We start from the raw sequence: 17999 nt of genomic DNA, 5'->3' as shown, positions 1-17999 counted from the left end.
CAAGAACTACGGACGGCACCTGCCCAAGGCAGATGCCGTCCGTAGTCTTATGTGGACGTTATTTCTTGAGGGGCTTGTACTTGGCCATGTAGAAATCGGCCAATGCAGCAAGCACCGCTGGTACTACATAGCGGGCCATGCTCACCAAGACAAAGGTAGTAAGGGATCCGTGATCCGAGGTCACCGTTGCCTGCGCGAGGAATCCTAGGCCAACGGCCGAGAAAAGACCGATGATCCATCCAGCAAGCTGGCGTGAGCGCAAAGTAAACCAACCGGCCAGGGCGAGCACTGGTAGCAGTAAGCCCCACACGGTGAAGTAGCCACTGAACTGGCCGGTGAGATCAAGCGCGGAAACCAGGAACCAGTCACCGTATTCGACAGTGTCCAAGACGGGTAACTTCAGCAAGATATCCAAGATCTGTGAGAGCAGAACCAGTGCCATGGCGAAGATCTTGGTGTCCTTGCGACCAGGCAGTAGCCAGAAGCTAGATATGGCCAGAACACGGATGACCCAAAGAGCCACAATGATCAGCAAGCTTCCGCCAGTGACATAGTGCGCTGTGGCCAATAAGGTGGATCCGGCAATGCCGACAATCAAGGCGAGCCAGACTCCAATAAGTCGGGCTGGCAGTTGAATCAGTGGTTTTTCTTCGCTCACTTGGTCAAGTCTAATAATGCTCGCTGTGCAAGTGCTGTTCTGCGTCATGGCTGGCGGCTGGGTGTGCAGCGTACCCAAGGGAAATTTCAGAGAACAGCGGACTAGGCAGAAAAGTTACTGAGCGGTAATGTGATGGTATGCACATGATCTTCAGAATTCTTATGCTCTTTGTTAACAGCAAAAAGTCCAGCAAGCTCACCATGTTTGATACCAGCTCCGTGCAAATGCGAGCCACACTGACCGACATCGACTTTGCTGGGCATATCAATAACGGAATGTACTTCTCGATCTTTGATTTGGGTCGTTTTGATCTGATGTTCCGCTCCGGGGTCTGGGACATCATGCGCAAGAACAAATGGACGCCAGTGGTTCAGACCGAAACCATTACCTTCCGTAAGTCTGTGCGCTTGGGAACCAAATTCTCGCAGGAGACCAAACTGCTGGGGCTAGATGACAAGTGCATCTACTTCGAACAGCGCATTGTCGTTGACGGAGAAATCTACGCCCGCGGTTACATTGCCACCCGCATGACCTCAAGCAAGGGTGCAGTATCCAACGAGCAAATCCTCGCCGCCGTAGGCTTGGATGTTCCTGAAGACCGTGTAGTTCCAGAATGGTTGCACCAGTGGCGCGAACAAGGAGCACTGCCCGGCTCGCGCAAACCGGCACCACATAACTGGGTGGGCTAGAAACTATTCAGCTTTCGCGGCGTCAAGGAACTGAGCAATCAGGAACGGGTCTTTGACGCCGCGTGATGATTCAACACCAGAAGAAACATCTGCTCCGGTGGCCCCGGAGATTCTCAACGCCGGGGCAACATTGGCAGGGCTTAGCCCGCCGGCTACTAACCATTTGCGTCCAGCAGCCAATTCACGCACAGCAGCGTAATCCCAACTTTCACCACTGCCTGGCACGGAGGCATCGATGAGCAAAAGCTCTTCGCCCCAATCAGTGAATTCTTCCGCAGTGGCATCACGACGTACGGCACGGATGACCTTAAACCCAGCAGCCTGGGCCTGAGCCACGTCCTCTTTGGTGCGCTGGCCATGAAGCTGAACCCAGCCCACCTGTGCTTGTCTCGCCCTTTGAACCACGGTAGGGATATCTTCTGAACGGAAGACCGCAACGGTGGCAATGTCTTTCGGAACCAGTGCAACAAGAGTTGCGGCGTCTTGCGGAGCAATTTCCCGAACGCTAGAAGTCAGCACAAAACCAATCGCATCTGCGCCGTGGCTTATGGTTACCTGAACATCTTCGGCAGTGGAAAGCCCGCAGACCTTGACCAACGGTTTTACATTGTTCATGAGGCGCTCGATCCTACCAGGTGCACTGGTGTGTAACCGCCAGGTGCGTTAGCTCGAATGGCCACCAACTCACGAGCGTGCTCCCACAAGCGCCGGTCCTCTTCACTGACCGGAACCCAAGGCTTGACCGGAACGGCAGTTCCCGTCTCGTCGCGGGTGACCATCACTGTCAGGCAGTAAGTGGTTAGATTCATTTCGCGTGATTTCGGGTCACCGGAGCGCACATGGACAGCGACGTGCATACCCTTGCTGCCGGTGTATACCAAGCGAGCTTCTACCTCAACCAAATGTCCAATAAACAGTGGCTGATAAAAACGCACGCCACCGGAGAAAACAGCAACAGTATCCTGCTGGCAGTAACGGGCAGCGCAAAGCTGGGCAGCCTCATCGATCCACTTCATCACGATGCCACCGTGGACTTTACCGCCCCAGTTCACGTCTGTTGGTGCTGCCATGAACCGAAGGGTAACGCGTTCGGCGGTGCCAGCATCCGTGTATTGCTGATCTTTCATCGACGCAACGATCTGTTCACGGATCTCAATGCGTGCCAGCGCGTCGTCGCGCAGTTCTATTTCACGTACCGTGCCCGGGCTGAAACTAGGCACCGCGGTTGGTTTGCCTGATTCATCCACAGCAACAAAAATCACCAGACAGTTACTCGATGCCACGGGGCGCAGTTCGCGTGGATCTCTGAAGGAAACTTCAGTCTGAATGTGCATGGAGCTGGTTCCGGTGTAGACCACTGAGGCTGTTACTTCTACAAGATCACCGGAGTGAATCGGATCAGCAAAGTGGATATTGCCAACGTAGGCGGTGACGCAATAGCTAGTGGACCAACCTACAGCGGCAGCGTAAGCGGCCTTGTCAACCCACTCAAGTACGGTGCCCGCTGGAACCATCCCGTTGACATCAACGTCAGTAGGGGCGGCAAGAAAACGCAGGGTAACGGAATGGGGGCGCTGTTTTAGCTCCGAAGTGCTCATGCACCAAGTTTCTCTCACAAGCGCTCTGAGCGGCAATGTGTGACAAAGCCCCTGCAATCCGCCCCTGAATCTGTCCTAGGATAGTGATGTGCGTAGGCTTTTTGGAATTCTCTCAGCAACAACGGTAATGGTCGTGGCTCTGCGTATCTTCGCTGCCGCAGCTACCGCCGGATTGGTGATCTTACTGGGACAGGGATTTGACCTGTTCTATCGAGGCGAATCCCCAGACACACGTTGGTACATCGGGGTTGCCGGTGAATTACTTGCCCTGGCACTATCAACGTTCTTGGTCCCTGTGGTTATTGCGCACGATAGCCAACAGCTCACCGCCTATCATCGTTCCAAGCTGCTCAAGCATTACCTGTCCATCGGTCCGCTGGCCGTTCGACGGGCCGGCGAGGGAGAGCTGGTGCACTCGGCCATGGATTTGGTGGAACGCTCGGTGAAATTCCGTTCAAGCTTCCTTGGCCCAGCCAGTGCCGCGGTGGCCACTCCCGTCTTAATCCTTGTGTTCATTGCACTGTTTATTGACCCGCTCAGTGCCATTTTGCTTTTGATCCCCACCGCTTTGGTGCCGGTCATCGTCTTGGGATTCCAGAAGCGCTATGGCGGATCCGCCGGTGAGTACCGCAGGGCTCAAGGAATCTTGTCGGCCACCTTCTTGGATGCACTTCGCTCACTAAATATGCTCAAGCTCAACGGTGGCAGTAGCTGGATGGGCGAAACCATTGGGTCGGCAACCGAACGGGTGCGCCAGCAGGTCATGAAACTTTTGGCCCGCAACCAACTCATCCTCTTGGTCATTGATTCCAGCTTTGCGGTGTTGCTCTTGGCAAGCTCCGCAGCTCTAGCTTGGTGGCGAACGAGTTCAGGGGCCATGAGTCCAGGTTTGGGATTCGCACTGATCATTCTCAGCTATTTGATGCTTGCTCCGGTGAACTACGTAGGTAGTTTCTTCTACATCGGGATGACCGGGCGGGCAGCAGAGAAAAAGCTAGCCGAAATTCAAGACATTCCGATGCACCCTTCGATGGCCAACCCACTGACCGTCAATCTGTCGCAGAACGGATTGTTTATCGAAGATCTCTGCGCGAGTTACAACAACGCCGATCTGGCACTGAACAAGATTAATCTCCAATTCCCCGTCGGATCCCGAACAGCTATTGTGGGTCCCTCCGGAAGCGGCAAGAGCACCCTGATTCGGGTGTTGCAAGGACAGCTGCAATCCTCGGCCGGGATCATTCATGACGGCCGCCAAGCCATGGGTCCTGCCACTCTTAAGGCGAATACCGCGGTGGTTGAACAGCAAGCCACACTATTCGGCGTGAGCCTAGCTGCGAACCTGCGACTAGGTGCACCTAACGCCACCGATGAACAACTCAGGGCGGTGATCAGCCAAGTCCGGATGGACTCATGGCTGGCAGATCAACCCCTGGGACTTGACCAACCACTGGGTGAAGGTGGGGCCCGGCTCTCCGGTGGCCAAGCGCAACGGCTTGCCTTGGCTCGTGCCCTGTTAGCACAGCGCCCAGTGCTCTTACTTGATGAACCCACCAGTGCCTTGGACGTGCACAGCGAAGCAGATATTCGCCAAAGCCTGAGAGAGCTTGGCTCATCAACAACGATCATCACCGTCACCCATCGTCTTGGACTATTAGCCGATTTTGACTACGTCGTGGTCATGGATCAAGGACGAGTTATACAGTCCGGGCCGCGCGAACAACTGGTGAATCAAGACGGTTATCTCAAAGGCGCATTAAACGATCTGTCGCAGCGCACCGCGCAGCTACAGGCTTCAGGTCTACGTGCCTTGGGGGAGGGGAAAGCATGAGTCAAGAAAAGAAGCGCACTGTCTCCACAGTCTTCTGGCTCATCGGTACCACTAAGGATCTGGTACCACCGTTGGCGTTAGCCAGTGTTTTCTCGTGCCTGACGCGTCTGGCTTCGTTGAGCATTTACGTTGTTGCCGGCATTGGGTTGAGCAAGGTGCTGGGCCTGAACAGTATTGAAGTGCTCAATTCTTTGAACTGGTGGTTGCTGGCAGGATCCATCGTGGTTCTGGGCCTTGCTAAGGGCGTGCTGCGCTACCTGGAACAATATGTGGGACACCGCGTAGCGTTCCTGTCGCTAGCGCGTCTACGGCGGCGGATGTACGCAGCCTTTGAACGCCAAGCTCCCTACAACGCGGCCACTAAAAATTCCGGACGCCTATTGGCCCGAGCCACCAGTGACATCGACAAGGTTGAAGTGTTCTTCGCGCACACGCTACCGCCAGCGGTAGCCGCGGTAGTGATCAGTGCACTGGCTACTTGGGCAACGTGGATTTACTTCGGCGAACTTCCCGCGTTGATCCTACTTTGTGCTTACACGCTGATAGGCCTGATCATTCCACTCATTGGGGTGCGCACACTACGGGCCAATTCGGCAACTACGGCTTCTGCAAGAGGAGCGCAAAACCAGCTGATGAATGAAGCGATGTGGGGCATAGAAATCCTGCACAGCTTCCGCGGCGGCAACGAGACACTGAGAAAACTGCGTGAGAGCACCAGCCAATCAGGGGCTGCCAGCCTACGCACCGGCACCATCACAGCGCTACGCGCGACACTCACCCAGCTGACCATCTGGGGAAGTCTGCTGGCCCTGTTCATTGTCCTGGGCGGCCAACATCAGTTGGGTGCTCTGGTGATCTTGGGCTGCGCCGCTGTGCCTTCCTATGAAGCGGTACGAACCGTTGATGGGTTTGTGCTTGGACTCCAGGATTCGCTGGCTAGCGCTCGTCGGCTGCATGCCACAGCCACCCAAAAGCCCGAAGTGGCCGAAGTGGCCAAGCCAAAAGAACTCCCTGAAGCTGGCGCCCTAAAGATCAACGATGTGGCAATCAGCTACGGGTCCCAGCAAGTGGTCAGCGGGCTAAATCTCGAACTGAATCCCGGGGGCATGGTGGCTCTGGTTGGCGAGAGCGGATCAGGGAAATCATCGATTGCTTCCGCTGTGGTTAGAGCGGTGAACTTCACCGGGTCTATCACCTTTGGCGGTGTAGACATCACCGAAGCTGCGCTGAGCGAACTGCGGGAAAAGATCATGTTGGTCTCCCAGGAGGCAGTGATGGTTCGCGGAACATTGCGTGAAAACCTGCTGTTGGGTCACGAAGGCATCAGTGATGAAAAGTTGGAAGAAGTACTCGAAGAGTTGGGCCTGAGCACTTGGCTACAACAACAGAAATCCGGGCTCAACACGCGCTTAGGGGATCGGTCCTCAAGACTCTCTGGAGGACAGCGTCAACGGTTGGCATTAGCTCGGGCACTGGTCCGTGAACCTGCGGTGTTGATTCTTGATGAGTCCACCAGTGCATTGGACACTGCCAGTGAAGAACTCGTGTTGCAGGCAATCGAACGCCGGCGTCAGCACTCAATGAGTGTCATCATGATAAGCCACCGACTGGTAACTGTGGGCCATGCGCAGCAGATCTTGGTGTTGGAAAATGGTGCAGTCGCTGAAAGCGGAAACGCCGGGCTGTTGCTGGGGCAGAAAGACTCGCTGTTTGCACAAATGGCCATTCGTGAGGCGGATCGAATCCTCCCTGCGTAGATGCCTGACAATCACGTCCTAAACTATTAGGCTCGCACCATGATGCGAATAGTGGTTCTCCTGTTCTTAGGTGTGCTCGCGACCGGTTTTGTGATCACCGCAATCCTGGCCAGTACCTCTGGAGGATGGGTCTGGTGGATCTTGGTGGCGCTAACCGGGCTTCTGGTCTTGCTTGGAGTTCGGGACCTTGTGCAGAAAAAGCATGCGATCTTGCGCAACTTCCCCATTGTGGGGCACGCGCGTTACCTCTTTGAATTCATCCGCCCAGAAATTCAGCAGTACTTCATCGAGCGCAATACCGATGGCAAACCTTTTGACCGTGATACTCGCTCCCTGATTTATGCGCGTGCCAAAGGAGCCGACAGCCACAAGGCCTTCGGTACTGAACGCAATGTGAACGAATTGGGCCACGAGTACCTGCTTCATTCGGCGGCGCCAGTTGCTCCTCCCACCAGTCAGTTCAGAGTCAAAGTTGGTTCCAGCCAATGTACTCAGCCCTATGAGATTTCGTTGATGAATATCTCCTCGATGAGTTTCGGCGCTTTGTCAGCTAATGCTGTTTTAGCCATGAACAAGGGTGCTGAAATGGGGGAGTTTGTCCATGAAACCGGAGAAGGCGGGCTGACTAAGTACCACCTGGAGTACGGGGCAGATCTGTTCTGGGAGATCGGGTCAGGTTACTTTGGCTGCCGTACCCCCGAGGGACGGTTCAACCCGGAAACCTTCGCCAAGAAGGCTAACCACGAGAAGGTCAAGGGCATCACCATCAAGCTCTCGCAGGGTGCCAAGCCCGGATTGGGCGGTGTGCTTCCGGCAGCAAAGGTCACCGCAGAGATTGCGGAAGCCCGTGATGTTCCGATGGGTGTGGATTGCATTTCCCCAGCTAGCCATGCCGAGTTCTCGACTCCACGAGAACTAATGCATTTTGTCGGTAAACTGCGTGAGCTTAGCGGCGGCAAGCCAATCGGAGTGAAGTTCTGCGTTGGTTCGCGTACCGACATCATGGCGCTGTGTAAGGGCATGCTAGATACCGGCATCCTGGTTGACTTCATCACCGTGGACGGTGCTGAAGGTGGCACGGGTGCAGCTCCGCTTGAGTATGAAGACCACGTTGGCGCACCGCTCACCGAGGGGCTGATGCTGGTGCACAATACGTTGGTTGGTGCGGGACTACGTGATGAAGTCCGATTGGCGGCCGCGGGCAAAATTGCCAACGGATCTGACATCATCAAACGCCTGATTCAAGGTGCCGATTTCACCTTCTCCGCGCGTTCAATGATGATGGCCACCGGTTGTATCCAAGCTCAGCAATGCCACACCAATCACTGCCCGGTGGGTGTGGCTACGCAGAACAAGCGGTTGATGCGAGCCTTAGACGTAGAAGATAAAGGGCACCGCGTCTACAACTACCATCACCTGACAGTTACTGAATCTGCACAGATCATGGCATCAATGGGGCTCACCAGCCCGACACAACTAAATACCCGAATGCTACGTCGCCGGGTCAACCTACAGTCAACCAGGTCCTATGCTTCGCTGTTCCACTGGCTTCGTCCAGGCGAACTGCTTGACGAAGCCCCCGGGTCTTGGAAGGAAGACTGGGAGGAAGCGGACTCAGATCACTTCGGCGAGCACGCACCATTGCATTACGAAGAACCAATGGGCGTGGGCATTGAAGCCAGCGTCGTGCGAGAGCCTCATGATGCGGTGAGCGCACCGCGTATTGAACCTAGGGAATCAGCGAAGGTTCGTCCGGTGCATTCGGACGTCACCCGACCCGAAGGCCGACCCGGAGTCGACAGCTAAAGCTGAGAATCACGCACCAAGGACCGTAATTCGTCCTGGTCAACTTCGCCTACCAGCGTAGGAGACCAGTGCGGGTTGCGGTCCTTGTCTATCACCTGAGCACGGATACCTTCAGCCAGATCAGGCCGATACATCAAGAACCGTGCCAAGCGTAATTCGCGGTCTAATGCGGAGCGCAGATCTTGTTCAACGCGGGCCTCTCGCACCGAATGGAACGCTGCACAAATGCTGGAGGGCGAATTAGCTTTCAGCAACTGTGCGGCTTGATCCGCCGCCGGGTGCACCATCTGCTCCAAACGACTAATAACTTCTTGCGGGGTATCGGCGCTGAACGCGTGATCAACCCAGCCTTGGATTTGTTCAACTCCGTGAGACTCGGGCGCCCCATGAAGTACCTCGATAGCTGAGATGATTTCTGCTGCGGAAAGTCCGAGGAATTCATCAAGCTCATCCAAGATGTTCTCGGCAAAGGAGTCGGTCACTACAACGTCAGCAAACCCCATGAAAACTGCATCCGCGCCGGCGAATGAGGTAGCGCTCATGGCGAAGTATTCCCCTAGGTGTCCTGGAGAGTTGGCCAGCAAATGACTTCCACCCACATCAGGGGTGTAGCCGATTTTGGATTCGGGCATCCCCAATTTTGCGCTTGCCGTGACAAGCCGGATCGGCGCATGAGATGCCAAGCCCACGCCGCCACCCATCGTGATGCCGTGAGCCAAGGTGATCAGTGGCTTGGGATAGGTGGAAATAAGATAGTCGAGATCAAACTCCAAAGACAGCAGGTTGATGAAGTCCTGATGTTTTCCGGTAGTGATCGCTTGATGGAAATCTGCAATGTCCCCGCCAGCACAGAAACCCCGCTCGCCGCACCCCGTCAAAAGAACCAGTTGGATCGATGGATCCTCGGCCCATACTTTCAGTACTCTCGTCAGCTCAGTGAGCATCTGAAGAGTTAGAGCGTTGAGCTTAGCGGGGCGGTTGAGCTCTATGTGCCCAATGGGTCCATAAACATGTGAGAGAACCGTAGATCCGTTGTTGGTTTGGTTGTGAGCGCTAGTCATCAAAAGACTCTCTTGATAAATTCTTAGGCACGTGCGGTGCCAAACGGTCAGGGCCAGGTTCTACTGCGCTTGGTCTTACTGCGCGGGTTTTACTGGGCCAAGATTTGGGCTAGTCGGTCTAAGACCAGCGCCACCTTTGGCTTTTTAGAGTTCTCTGGTTTCAGCGCAAAGATGGAACGTGCCAAACGGATCTCCGGAGCATCCACGATACGAATACCTTCCGGGGCGTTGGCCATGGCAAGGTCAGGAACTAACGCGGCACCCAGGCCTGAAGACACCAAGCTCAGCGAGGCATTAAAGTCATCGCAGTAGGCAGCCACCTGCGGGTGGATGTTGTACGAAGAGAACAGCCGGGAGATCAGGGTAGCGTCCGAGGTTCCAGGGTGGTGGAAGATCCACGGCCATTCGGCCAACTGGTCAACGGTGAGCTGAGAGTCTTCGGCGATAGGCCATGAGGCGGGAATGACCACACGGAATTGGTCGTCACCTAGCCATGTGCGTTCCAGGGATGCAGGCCACGATAGTCCGCCGGGACCCACCTGGAAGATCAGCGCGAGGTCGAGGTCTCCACCGGTGCCTAGACCGGCAACGGTCTGTTGCGGTTCACCGATCCACAAGCGCAAGTTGATTCCTAGCGAGGACCAGTCACGTGCTGTGAGGATTTGTGGCAACGCGTAAGTGGCCAGGGAAGGGAAGATGCCTAGCTTGATCTCTTCAAGGTCGGTGGCCTCGGTGGAGATCGTGGCGACATCGGCCATGAGCGCGTCAAGGTCTGTCAGCACACGCTTAGCGTGGCGAACCATGCGCATGGCCCCAGGCGTAGGAGTGATAGAGCGGGCGCCTCGGACAAACAAGGTTGTGCCGGTGCTCCGCTCCAGCGCTGTCATCTGCTGAGATACAGCACTGGCCGTGTAGCCTAGGCGGGTTGCGGCCGTGGCAAAGGAACGATGCGCCACTACTTCGAGTAGCGTGCGCAGATGAACTGGATTAATCACTTCTAAAGTCTATGGCCTTTAGCCCAAGTTTTGCTTAGCCGCCGTGTCAGTCGTCATCCTCAGGTTCAAAGGATTCGTCTTCTTCATCATCATCGGAACCGTCGTTGGAGAATTCGTTGTCCAGATCATCTTCGGTTTCTAGATCATCGTCGTAGAGGTACTGACGCTGGGCTAGCGGATCATGATTGCGCATGGTCTCCGGCATGTCGCTGGATCCTTCATAGGCCTGAGAGTCACGTCCGTCATCAGGCTCATAGATATCGTTGCCGTATTCCGTGCCAAATTCTGTTGGTTCGAATTCCCTGCTCATCGCGCGCTCCTTCGGTGATACGAGGGATCCACCTTCGAAGCCGGGGATACTCCTCGTGACTTCTCGTAGCACCAGCCTAGGACCACGCATCTGGAAACTAAAGACTTGTTTTAAATTTCTTTTAGGTGGTGGGAACTAGAGCATTTATTAGTGATCATGTTCGGTGTAGTGTTCCAGCAAAGGGGAGGAGCGGTAGGCCAGATGAGTGTGCAAAGCGAACGTGGTTTCCGAACGGGTGACTCCCTTGATGCGCAAGATCTGGCGCAGCGCAGACTGCAGCTGGTGAGTGTCGGTGGCAATGAGTCGAACCCACACATCTCCGCGCCCGGACGTCTCATGGATTTCTAAAACATTCGGGATCTGACGCAGAGCGGTGATGACCGTATCAAGGTCACGGTGGCTCACCTCCAAGGTGACAAAGGCCAGCACGTCGTAGCCCAACTTACCGAGGTCAATATCGCGACCGCCATCTCGAAGAATTTCTGAACGCTGCAATCGGCGCAAACGTGACTGAGCGGTATTGCGGGCGATGCCTACCTCATCAGCAAGTTCCGAAATTTGGATACGCGGGTCCTTGATTAAGGACAGCAGCACCTTGAGGTCTACTTCGTCTAAGCGCACTATATGCTCACTCCAGGGGTTGTTGCGGGGCGTTATTTTGACCAAACTGCTCAAATCCTAGCAAGAATTCTTTCGACCTGCTTTGAAAGGGTGGATATTAGTGAGTGAACGATCTGTTGCAGTAGACAAACTCAAGCAGAACGCTCAACTCACCGGTGGGGAAGCGAGTAGCCCCACCGGTTAAAACTTTTTCAGGACTGTTCCTGATCCCAAGACCTGATCTATTTTGCTACCGGGAGTGCACGTGTCCGTCATCAGTGAACTGCGCATGCAGCCCATGCAGCACCGGACGCTTTCCTGGAACCCGGGCTTGACCACACGTCTGGTCATCACGGTGGCAGTGAGCTTCCTCTTGTTGGTGGGCGCCAACCTAGCTACGCCGTTGTACCCAGCGCTTCAGGCCGAACTACATTTGGGCGCGATGGGAACTACCATCGCGTTCGCCAGCTATGTCTGCTCGCTGATGCTTTTCCTATCCACCGTTGGACACTGGTCCGATCACATTGGACGTCGAGCTGCCCTGGTCATCGCCGTACTGGTCTCGCTCATTGGCACGCTCGTCTTTGCTTCGGCCTCTAATCTGGTTGAGCTTTGCCTCGGGCGAGGACTCCAAGGAACTGGCGTCGCGCTAGCTACCGGTGCCAGCGCGGCAGCTCTGCGTGAGCTTTTGCCTTCCAAGCCTGAATGGGCCTCACGCTTCACGCTCTTGGCATCCTCGGGTGGAGTTGCTTTCGGACCGGTCTTGGGCGGATTGCTGGCAAACCTTCCCGGTGGGCGAACTACCGTGTTCTTGATCCAAGCCATTTTGTTGCTGTTGATCATGGTCCCGTTGGGTACCTTGCAAGCACGTCCAGCCATTGCCATGGCCGAACGAGGCAAGCGCGGCAAGGCACTAGCCCCTCGCCGTCTGGGCATTCCAAGTACTGCACGTTCCCAGTTCTGGCTGGCCGCACTGGTAGGGTTCTTGAGCTTCGCCGTCTTCGGCTTTGTGCTCTCCTTGGCGCCGGGCTACTTCGCTCAGGTCTTTGGGCTGGAATCAAAGTGGATCATTGGCCTGATTGCCGGGCTGCCTCTGGGAGTCTCCGCACTATCCCAGGTAGTAGTGCGTGGAGGGGCAAAACTTCTTCCCGTCGGTTTGGGACTCATGGCAGTATCTACCGTTCTGCTGGCCTTCGCCGCCGAACACCACCTATTGGTCCTTGCCCTGCTGGCTCTGGGCATGGTGGGTCTGGGCCAAGGCATGAGCTTCCGCACCGCTTTTGCTAAGGCAGTTGACTCGGTCAGCGACCGTCAGCACGCGCAAACCGTGTCCACCATCTACCTGGTGACGTACCTCGGCAGTGCAGTTCCAGTGATCGCACTGGGATGGGCCGTTGGTGTATTTGGCCAGGAAATTAGCATTCTGGTCTTTGCGATCTGCTGCTCTGTTCTTGCTGCAGTTCTTGGTCTCTGGGCCATCATTGGACAGCGCACCAAAGCTTAGATTTCAGAACTAAAGCGTAAATACTTCGCCCCCGAGTTCAACAGAACTCGGGGGCGAAGTGCGTCTAGGCATTACTGCTATTACTGCGCGGCGACCAATTCGGAAGCCTTGGCGGTGATCATGACCGATTCCAAACGTTCCCGCTCTTCAGTGGGGTAGTGAATGGTGATCAGTTCATCGGCCTGAGCTGCGGTAGCGAAGTGCTGAAGGTAATCAGCAACCTGCTCGCCGGTACCTACTGCGGTGTAGCGCATCATGTCCAAGATCTGCTCTGCCTGTGGGGTGTCCATCAGCATGTCGATCTCGGCTTCGGTGAATTCCTTCTTGGCGTTGCGACCCAGGAATGCAGCCACACGGTGACGCTTGGCCACGTTGAGCAACTCGTGGGCCTTTTCGGAAGTTTCTGCCGCGAGTACACCAACACCAGCAATCACGTATGGTTCGGACAGCTGCGCCGAAGGCTGGAACTCGTCTCGGTACACGCGGATGGCTTCATGCAAAGCGGCCGGTGCGAAGTGCGAGGCGAAGGAGTATGGCAAGCCAAGCTGGGCGGCGAGCTTTGCGCCAAACAGCGACGAACCCAAGATGTACAGTGGCACGTTGGTGCCAGCGCCTGGGGTGGCGGCAACGGTAGGAACCCGTGACTCACCGGCGAGGTAGGCCTGAAGCTCAAGCACATCGTGTGGGAAAGTATCGGCGGCTGATGGGTCGCGACGAAGGGCGCGAAGGGTGGTCATATCAGTGCCCGGGGCGCGGCCTAGACCAAGGTCGATGCGGTCCCCATAGATGGTGGCCAAGGTACCAAACTGCTCAGCGATCACCAATGGTGAGTGGTTTGGCAGCATGACCCCGCCCGAGCCCAATCGAATGGTCTCGGTGTGGTGGGCTACGTGGCTGATCAGCAGAGAAGTCGCGCTGGAGGCGATGGTCGGCATGTTGTGGTGCTCGGCGTACCAAACACGCTCATAACCATGACGTTCTGCGGTCTGGGCTAGGCGGACAGAGGACTTAAAAGAGTCGGAAATAGTTTGACCGGGAGCAACCGGGGCAAGATCCAAAATAGATAGCTTCACATTTAGTACAACCGGTCAGTGCGCCGAAGTATTCCAGTGATCTGCAACGCTCATAACAAAAAGAAGGTCACCCGCAATGCGGATGACCTTCTTTTGAAAAGTCAGGCGTTAGAGCCAAAGACCTTCTTTAGAGAGCGCGGATATCTGCAGCCTGCAGACCCTTTGGACCCTCAACAACTTCGAACTCGACCTTCTGGCCTTCGTCCAGGGTACGGAAACCCTGGGTCTGGATGGCGCTGAAGTGAGCGAAGACATCTGGATCTCCGCTGTCTGGTGCGATGAAGCCGAAGCCCTTTTCAGCGTTGAACCACTTTACGATTCCGGTTGCCATGTTTCTATTTGGTCCTTTCAGACGTTTCTCGCCAGTTCTATTGGCGATCTTGGTTGTAATCTACGTAAGGCCTCACTCCCTGATGGAAGAACAGGTCTTACGAAGCAGCCAAGTCATTCACTGCACGTCTAGAAGGGGGCTCGCGTCAACCGAGGTGGTTCGACATTCACATACTTCTAACGGGTACTTCGCGAATTACTTTGGAACTACACTGCCTAGCCTACGTGCTAGCCGTCAACAATTGAATAACTTTGAACCAATTAATCAAAAATTTGGTCAAGTGGTGCGTTCAGTTCACTTAATTGCCGGTTTGATGACGCGAAATACAAGGACTGCAGCTACCAAAGACAGTGTGGCAGCGATTGTCGAAGTAAGTAATACACCGTGATCGAAGGCCTGCGCCGCCGAAGCCAGCAGCGCTTGAGCATCACCTGTGTTCAAGGATGCCGCCACCTGATGCGCACCTCCCAGAGTTTCACCTGCCAGCTGTGCCTGCTCCTGGCTTAACGATCCTGGGACCAGCAACCGTGTGGAGTAGACCGAGTTTAAGATGGAGCCCAAGACCGCGACGCCCAACACCGAACCGACTTCATAGGCCGTCTCGGAAATGGCCGAGGCTGCACCAGCCTTGGAAGCGGGAACCGCCGCCAGTGTCATGTCATTGGACAAGGTCTCGGTCATGCCGATTCCAGTACCCAATACCGCGAAGGCAACCATCAGCACCGGTGCGCTTAAGTGATCTCCCGCCAGCAACACCATCAGGTAGGCCGCCGCGGAGAAGACCAAGCCCAGCGCCATGATGTTTGGTGAACCAAAACGACGCGACAGGGCCACTGCCACCAACCCAAAGAGCATGGTCAAAACCAGTCCGGGAGTCATCCACAAACCAGCTTGGATGGGGCTGAACCCGGTGATGAGCTGCAAATGCTGGGAGACAAAGTAGATAAAACCAACCAGCGAGAAGACACCGATGAGGTTCACCATGAGCGCCCCGGAGAAAGGCGCGTTCTTGAACAATCGCATGTCAAGCATGGGGGATTCACTGGCCAGCTGCCGGCGCACAAAGGTGATACCGCTGAGAACAGCCAACCCGACACTCGCTACTAGAACAAACCACGGTGCGGTGGCGAAAGTCTTGATGGCATAGGTAAAGGGCAACAGGGTGAGGATGATCAGCACAATGGACAGCGGATCAACCCGTCCAGGATTGGGGTCCTTGGATTCGGGAACCAAGACCAACCCGCCGATCAGTAGCGGCAACAACATGGGAACTGCCATCAGGAAGACCGAGCCCCACCAGAAGTGTTCTAGCAGTAGCCCGCCAACGATTGGTCCCAGTACCGCACCTCCCGAGAAGGCAGCTGCCCAGACAGCAATAGCGGTACGTCGTTCGGTGGCGTCCGGGAAGATGGTGCGGATCAGCGACAGCGTGGCTGGCATCAGCATGGCGCCAAAAATGCCCAGCAGGGCACGAGCTGCAATGAGCTGGCTGGCGTCGGTGGCGAAGGCTGCCACGGCTGAAACAATGGCAAAACCGGTGGCGCCGATCAACAGCAGGCGGCGTCGCCCGATGCGATCTCCGAGTGAACCCATGGGGACGAGGAGCCCGGCCAAAACCAGGGCGTAGATGTCAATGATCCACAGCAGCTGATTGCCGGTGGGGGACAGAGCTTCGGTCATCGCCGGTACAGCAAAGGACAAGACGGTGTTGTCCACGGAAATCAGCAGTACCGGGAAAATTAGAACAGACAACGCCGCCCAACGACGCGGCTTGCTTAATGCAGAAGCGCGTTCGGAGATGTTTGAGCTCATAACTTTCACCTTTGGGAGTTAGTAGAAATGTGTGGTTTGCCCACAAATGGTAACTGTACCGTCTAGACGGTACAGTTACAATTGACGATAAGGTTGAATTGATCACCGCCCCAACGAAACGGAGAGCCATGGCCCGCCCACCTGCTGCTCGCAACAAAGTGCTGGAATCCTACATATCGCTGTTATGCGAAGAAGGAGAACGCGCAGCAACGCTGGACGCCACCGCAGCACGCGCCGGCGTATCCAAAGGGGGACTGCTCTATCACTTCGCGTCGAAAGAAGCGCTAGCTGAAGCGGTTATCGAAGCCGCTGAAGTACACATTGCCCATGACGTTGAACTTATGAGCAACTCAGCAGAAGGCGGCGCTGCCTACTTCATCCGCACCAGCGCCGAAGTAGACACGGAACTGGACCGCCACCTTGTGGCCCTCCACCGGCTGGCGCAGGCTGGAGTCAAGAGCGCCACAGACAAAATCGAAAGCACCAACGAGCGATGGTACGGGGCTATTCTCGAAGATGTGGGCAGCAAAGATCTCGCTCATTTGGTGATGCTCACCGGTGAGGGACTCTACGCTTCTCTTTCACTTCCAAGCAATTGGTACCAACGTAATTTTGCTGGTGAGCTCGATCGCTTACTAGAGTTAGTCTCATCAATCAAAAAGTTGGGGAATCTCAACCAACACTAAGCAGGAAGACTTCAATGGCGAAAGACAGCGACTCCACGTCTTTACGCGGACGGATCGGGGCGCTTGTAGGCATCCTTATGCTCGCCCTGTCGCTTCGTGCGGCGGTAGTTTCTGTCCCGCCCCTGTTAGCCAGGATCAAGACGGACATTGAATTTACCGAACTCACCACCGGTCTGCTGGCAATGCTTGCCCCGGTGGTCTTTGCAGTTTTCGGCCTGCTCACTCCGCGACTGATCAAGACTTTTGGGCTTGAGAAGACCTTGATCATCTCGCTCGCCTGTGCCGTACTTGGACAGCTGGCACGAGTTTTTATGCCCGAGGTCTACTCATTCCTCGCCCTATCCATCGTGGCCTTGGCCGGATATGGAATGGGAAACGTAGTCCTGCCGCCACTGGTTAAGAAATATTTCCCAGAACGCATCGGGATGGTCACCAGCGGCTACGTCACCATGATTGCCGTGGGTACCTGGATGGCACCACAGTTCTCGGTCCCACTGGCCAATGTGAGCAACTGGCAAGTCTCCATCGGAGCTTGGGCGGCACTTTCGGGCATCGTATTGATCCCTTGGATCCTTCAGCTCTTTGCTGACCGCGGGGTCAAGCGCTCGGAGCATCTGGTCGGTGCCAATGGCGTGCCTCATCCGGTTATCAAGATCAACCCCTGGAAGTCCAAAGTCGCTTGGGGTCTGGCGATCTTCCTGGCAGGTAACTCAGCCCAGACCTATGTGTACTTCACTTGGCTGCCACCGTATCTGCAAGACCGTGGACTTGATGAACTCACCGCGGGCAACATGCTGGCACTCTTTGCCATCCTTGGCCTGCCGATGAGCCTGCTGGTTCCGCTATGGGTTCCAAGACTAAAAAACCCGATTGTCGCAGTACTGATTTTCACCGCCTGCTGGATCGTTGGGCACCTAGGTATTTTCCTCTCACCAACCCATAACACCGTGCTGTGGATCTGCGCTGCCGGGCTGGGTCAGGGCACCTTTGCTGTCGCCCTGCTGATGATGAACTTGCGTTCGCGAACCACCTACGGTTCGGGTGTGCTTTCCGGCTTTGCCCAGGGGCTGGGCTATGCGGGCGCAGCAGTGGTTCCAATGCTCTTTGGTGTCGTGCAGAAAGCTACGGACTCTTGGGGTGCTGCGTTCTCGATGCTCGGCGGTTGCCTCATCGTGATGCTCATCGGTGCAGTGATCATCAACCCATCACGGACCATTGAAGACGATGCGCCCACGACTGAAGAAATGGGCAAGCTCGAACGCATCGACTAGGGTTCAGCGCGAACCTA

The 17999-nt window shown here is 55.6% G+C and carries 17 protein-coding genes; 7 read left to right on the top strand and 10 right to left on the bottom strand.

Annotated features, from left to right (window positions below):
• Nucleotides 1–58: 58 nt before the first annotated feature.
• On the bottom strand, nt 59–658 hold the full coding sequence (locus EYR88_RS07665; protein WP_131089057.1) for a hypothetical protein: 600 nt from the start codon (nt 656–658) through the stop codon (nt 59–61).
• 137 nt (nt 659–795) lie between these two features.
• On the opposite strand from EYR88_RS07665, the gene EYR88_RS07660 reads away from it, so the two are divergent.
• A complete protein-coding gene (locus EYR88_RS07660) occupies nt 796–1347 on the top strand; it encodes an acyl-CoA thioesterase (protein ID WP_131089056.1) in 552 nt (183 codons plus the stop codon).
• A 3-nt stretch (nt 1348–1350) separates the two neighbouring features.
• Here the strand turns inward: EYR88_RS07660 and EYR88_RS07655 are convergent, their stop codons facing one another.
• The gene (locus EYR88_RS07655) at nt 1351–1962 is read right to left on the bottom strand and encodes a phosphoribosylanthranilate isomerase (protein WP_131089055.1); all 612 of its coding nucleotides are present in this window, start codon (nt 1960–1962) and stop codon (nt 1351–1353) included.
• Entirely contained in the window at nt 1959–2945 is a 987-nt protein-coding gene (locus tag EYR88_RS07650) for an acyl-CoA thioesterase (protein WP_131089054.1), read from the bottom strand. The genes EYR88_RS07655 and EYR88_RS07650 overlap by 4 nt, the downstream gene beginning before the upstream one ends.
• Nucleotides 2946–3033: 88 nt before the next feature.
• Between EYR88_RS07650 and EYR88_RS07645 the strand changes: the two genes are divergently transcribed.
• From EYR88_RS07645 to EYR88_RS07635, 3 genes are read left to right on the top strand one after another with little or no spacing between them, the layout of a single operon-like run.
• Nucleotides 3034–4776, top strand: coding sequence for an ABC transporter ATP-binding protein (locus tag EYR88_RS07645; protein ID WP_131089053.1), 1743 nt, complete (start codon nt 3034–3036; stop codon nt 4774–4776).
• Complete coding sequence (locus EYR88_RS07640; protein ID WP_131089052.1) at nt 4773–6533, top strand: ABC transporter ATP-binding protein; 1761 nt, start codon at nt 4773–4775, stop codon at nt 6531–6533. The genes EYR88_RS07645 and EYR88_RS07640 overlap by 4 nt, the downstream gene beginning before the upstream one ends.
• A 42-nt stretch (nt 6534–6575) precedes the next feature.
• Complete coding sequence (locus EYR88_RS07635; RefSeq protein WP_207306509.1) at nt 6576–8339, top strand: FMN-binding glutamate synthase family protein; 1764 nt, start codon at nt 6576–6578, stop codon at nt 8337–8339.
• Here EYR88_RS07635 and EYR88_RS07630 read toward each other — a convergent pair.
• The 4 genes from EYR88_RS07630 to EYR88_RS07615 all read right to left on the bottom strand — a co-directional run bounded on the left by EYR88_RS07630 (nt 8336) and on the right by EYR88_RS07615 (nt 11329).
• The gene (locus tag EYR88_RS07630; RefSeq protein ID WP_131089050.1) at nt 8336–9400 is read right to left on the bottom strand and encodes an enoyl-CoA hydratase/isomerase family protein; all 1065 of its coding nucleotides are present in this window, start codon (nt 9398–9400) and stop codon (nt 8336–8338) included. The two genes, EYR88_RS07635 and EYR88_RS07630, sit on opposite strands and share 4 nt — an antisense overlap.
• 89 nt (nt 9401–9489) lie before the next feature.
• Complete coding sequence (locus tag EYR88_RS07625) at nt 9490–10395, bottom strand: LysR family transcriptional regulator (protein WP_131089049.1); 906 nt, start codon at nt 10393–10395, stop codon at nt 9490–9492.
• Between the two features lie 46 nt (nt 10396–10441).
• Complete coding sequence (locus tag EYR88_RS07620; protein WP_131089048.1) at nt 10442–10705, bottom strand: hypothetical protein; 264 nt, start codon at nt 10703–10705, stop codon at nt 10442–10444.
• A 147-nt stretch (nt 10706–10852) separates the two neighbouring features.
• Nucleotides 10853–11329: an Lrp/AsnC family transcriptional regulator gene (locus tag EYR88_RS07615; RefSeq protein ID WP_131089825.1), complete on the bottom strand. Its 477-nt coding sequence runs from the start codon at nt 11327–11329 to the stop codon at nt 10853–10855.
• Between the two features lie 241 nt (nt 11330–11570).
• Between EYR88_RS07615 and EYR88_RS07610 the strand changes: the two genes are divergently transcribed.
• Nucleotides 11571–12809 (top strand): MFS transporter, encoded by a 1239-nt coding sequence (locus EYR88_RS07610; RefSeq protein WP_131089047.1) that lies wholly within the window; start codon nt 11571–11573, stop codon nt 12807–12809.
• 80 nt (nt 12810–12889) lie between these two features.
• Here the strand turns inward: EYR88_RS07610 and EYR88_RS07605 are convergent, their stop codons facing one another.
• From EYR88_RS07605 to EYR88_RS07595, 3 genes are all read right to left on the bottom strand, one after another.
• The gene (locus tag EYR88_RS07605) at nt 12890–13882 is read right to left on the bottom strand and encodes an LLM class flavin-dependent oxidoreductase (protein WP_131089046.1); all 993 of its coding nucleotides are present in this window, start codon (nt 13880–13882) and stop codon (nt 12890–12892) included.
• A gap of 127 nt (nt 13883–14009) precedes the next feature.
• Nucleotides 14010–14213, bottom strand: coding sequence for a cold-shock protein (locus tag EYR88_RS07600; RefSeq protein WP_013349999.1), 204 nt, complete (start codon nt 14211–14213; stop codon nt 14010–14012).
• A gap of 294 nt (nt 14214–14507) precedes the next feature.
• Complete coding sequence (locus EYR88_RS07595; RefSeq protein ID WP_131089045.1) at nt 14508–16025, bottom strand: MFS transporter; 1518 nt, start codon at nt 16023–16025, stop codon at nt 14508–14510.
• A gap of 128 nt (nt 16026–16153) precedes the next feature.
• On the opposite strand from EYR88_RS07595, the gene EYR88_RS07590 reads away from it, so the two are divergent.
• Together EYR88_RS07590 and EYR88_RS07585 are read left to right on the top strand one after the other, a co-directional pair.
• Entirely contained in the window at nt 16154–16711 is a 558-nt protein-coding gene (locus tag EYR88_RS07590; RefSeq protein ID WP_131089044.1) for a TetR/AcrR family transcriptional regulator, read from the top strand.
• Between the two features lie 14 nt (nt 16712–16725).
• On the top strand, nt 16726–17982 hold the full coding sequence (locus EYR88_RS07585) for an MFS transporter (RefSeq protein WP_131089043.1): 1257 nt from the start codon (nt 16726–16728) through the stop codon (nt 17980–17982).
• Nucleotides 17983–17999: the final 17 nt, after the last annotated feature.

The sequence above is a fragment of the Arthrobacter sp. S41 genome, assembly GCF_004320535.1.
GTDB lineage: Bacteria > Actinomycetota > Actinomycetes > Actinomycetales > Micrococcaceae > Glutamicibacter.
The sequence above is the reverse complement of the archived record's forward strand: the minus strand, read 5'-3'. Positions and strand labels throughout refer to the sequence as shown.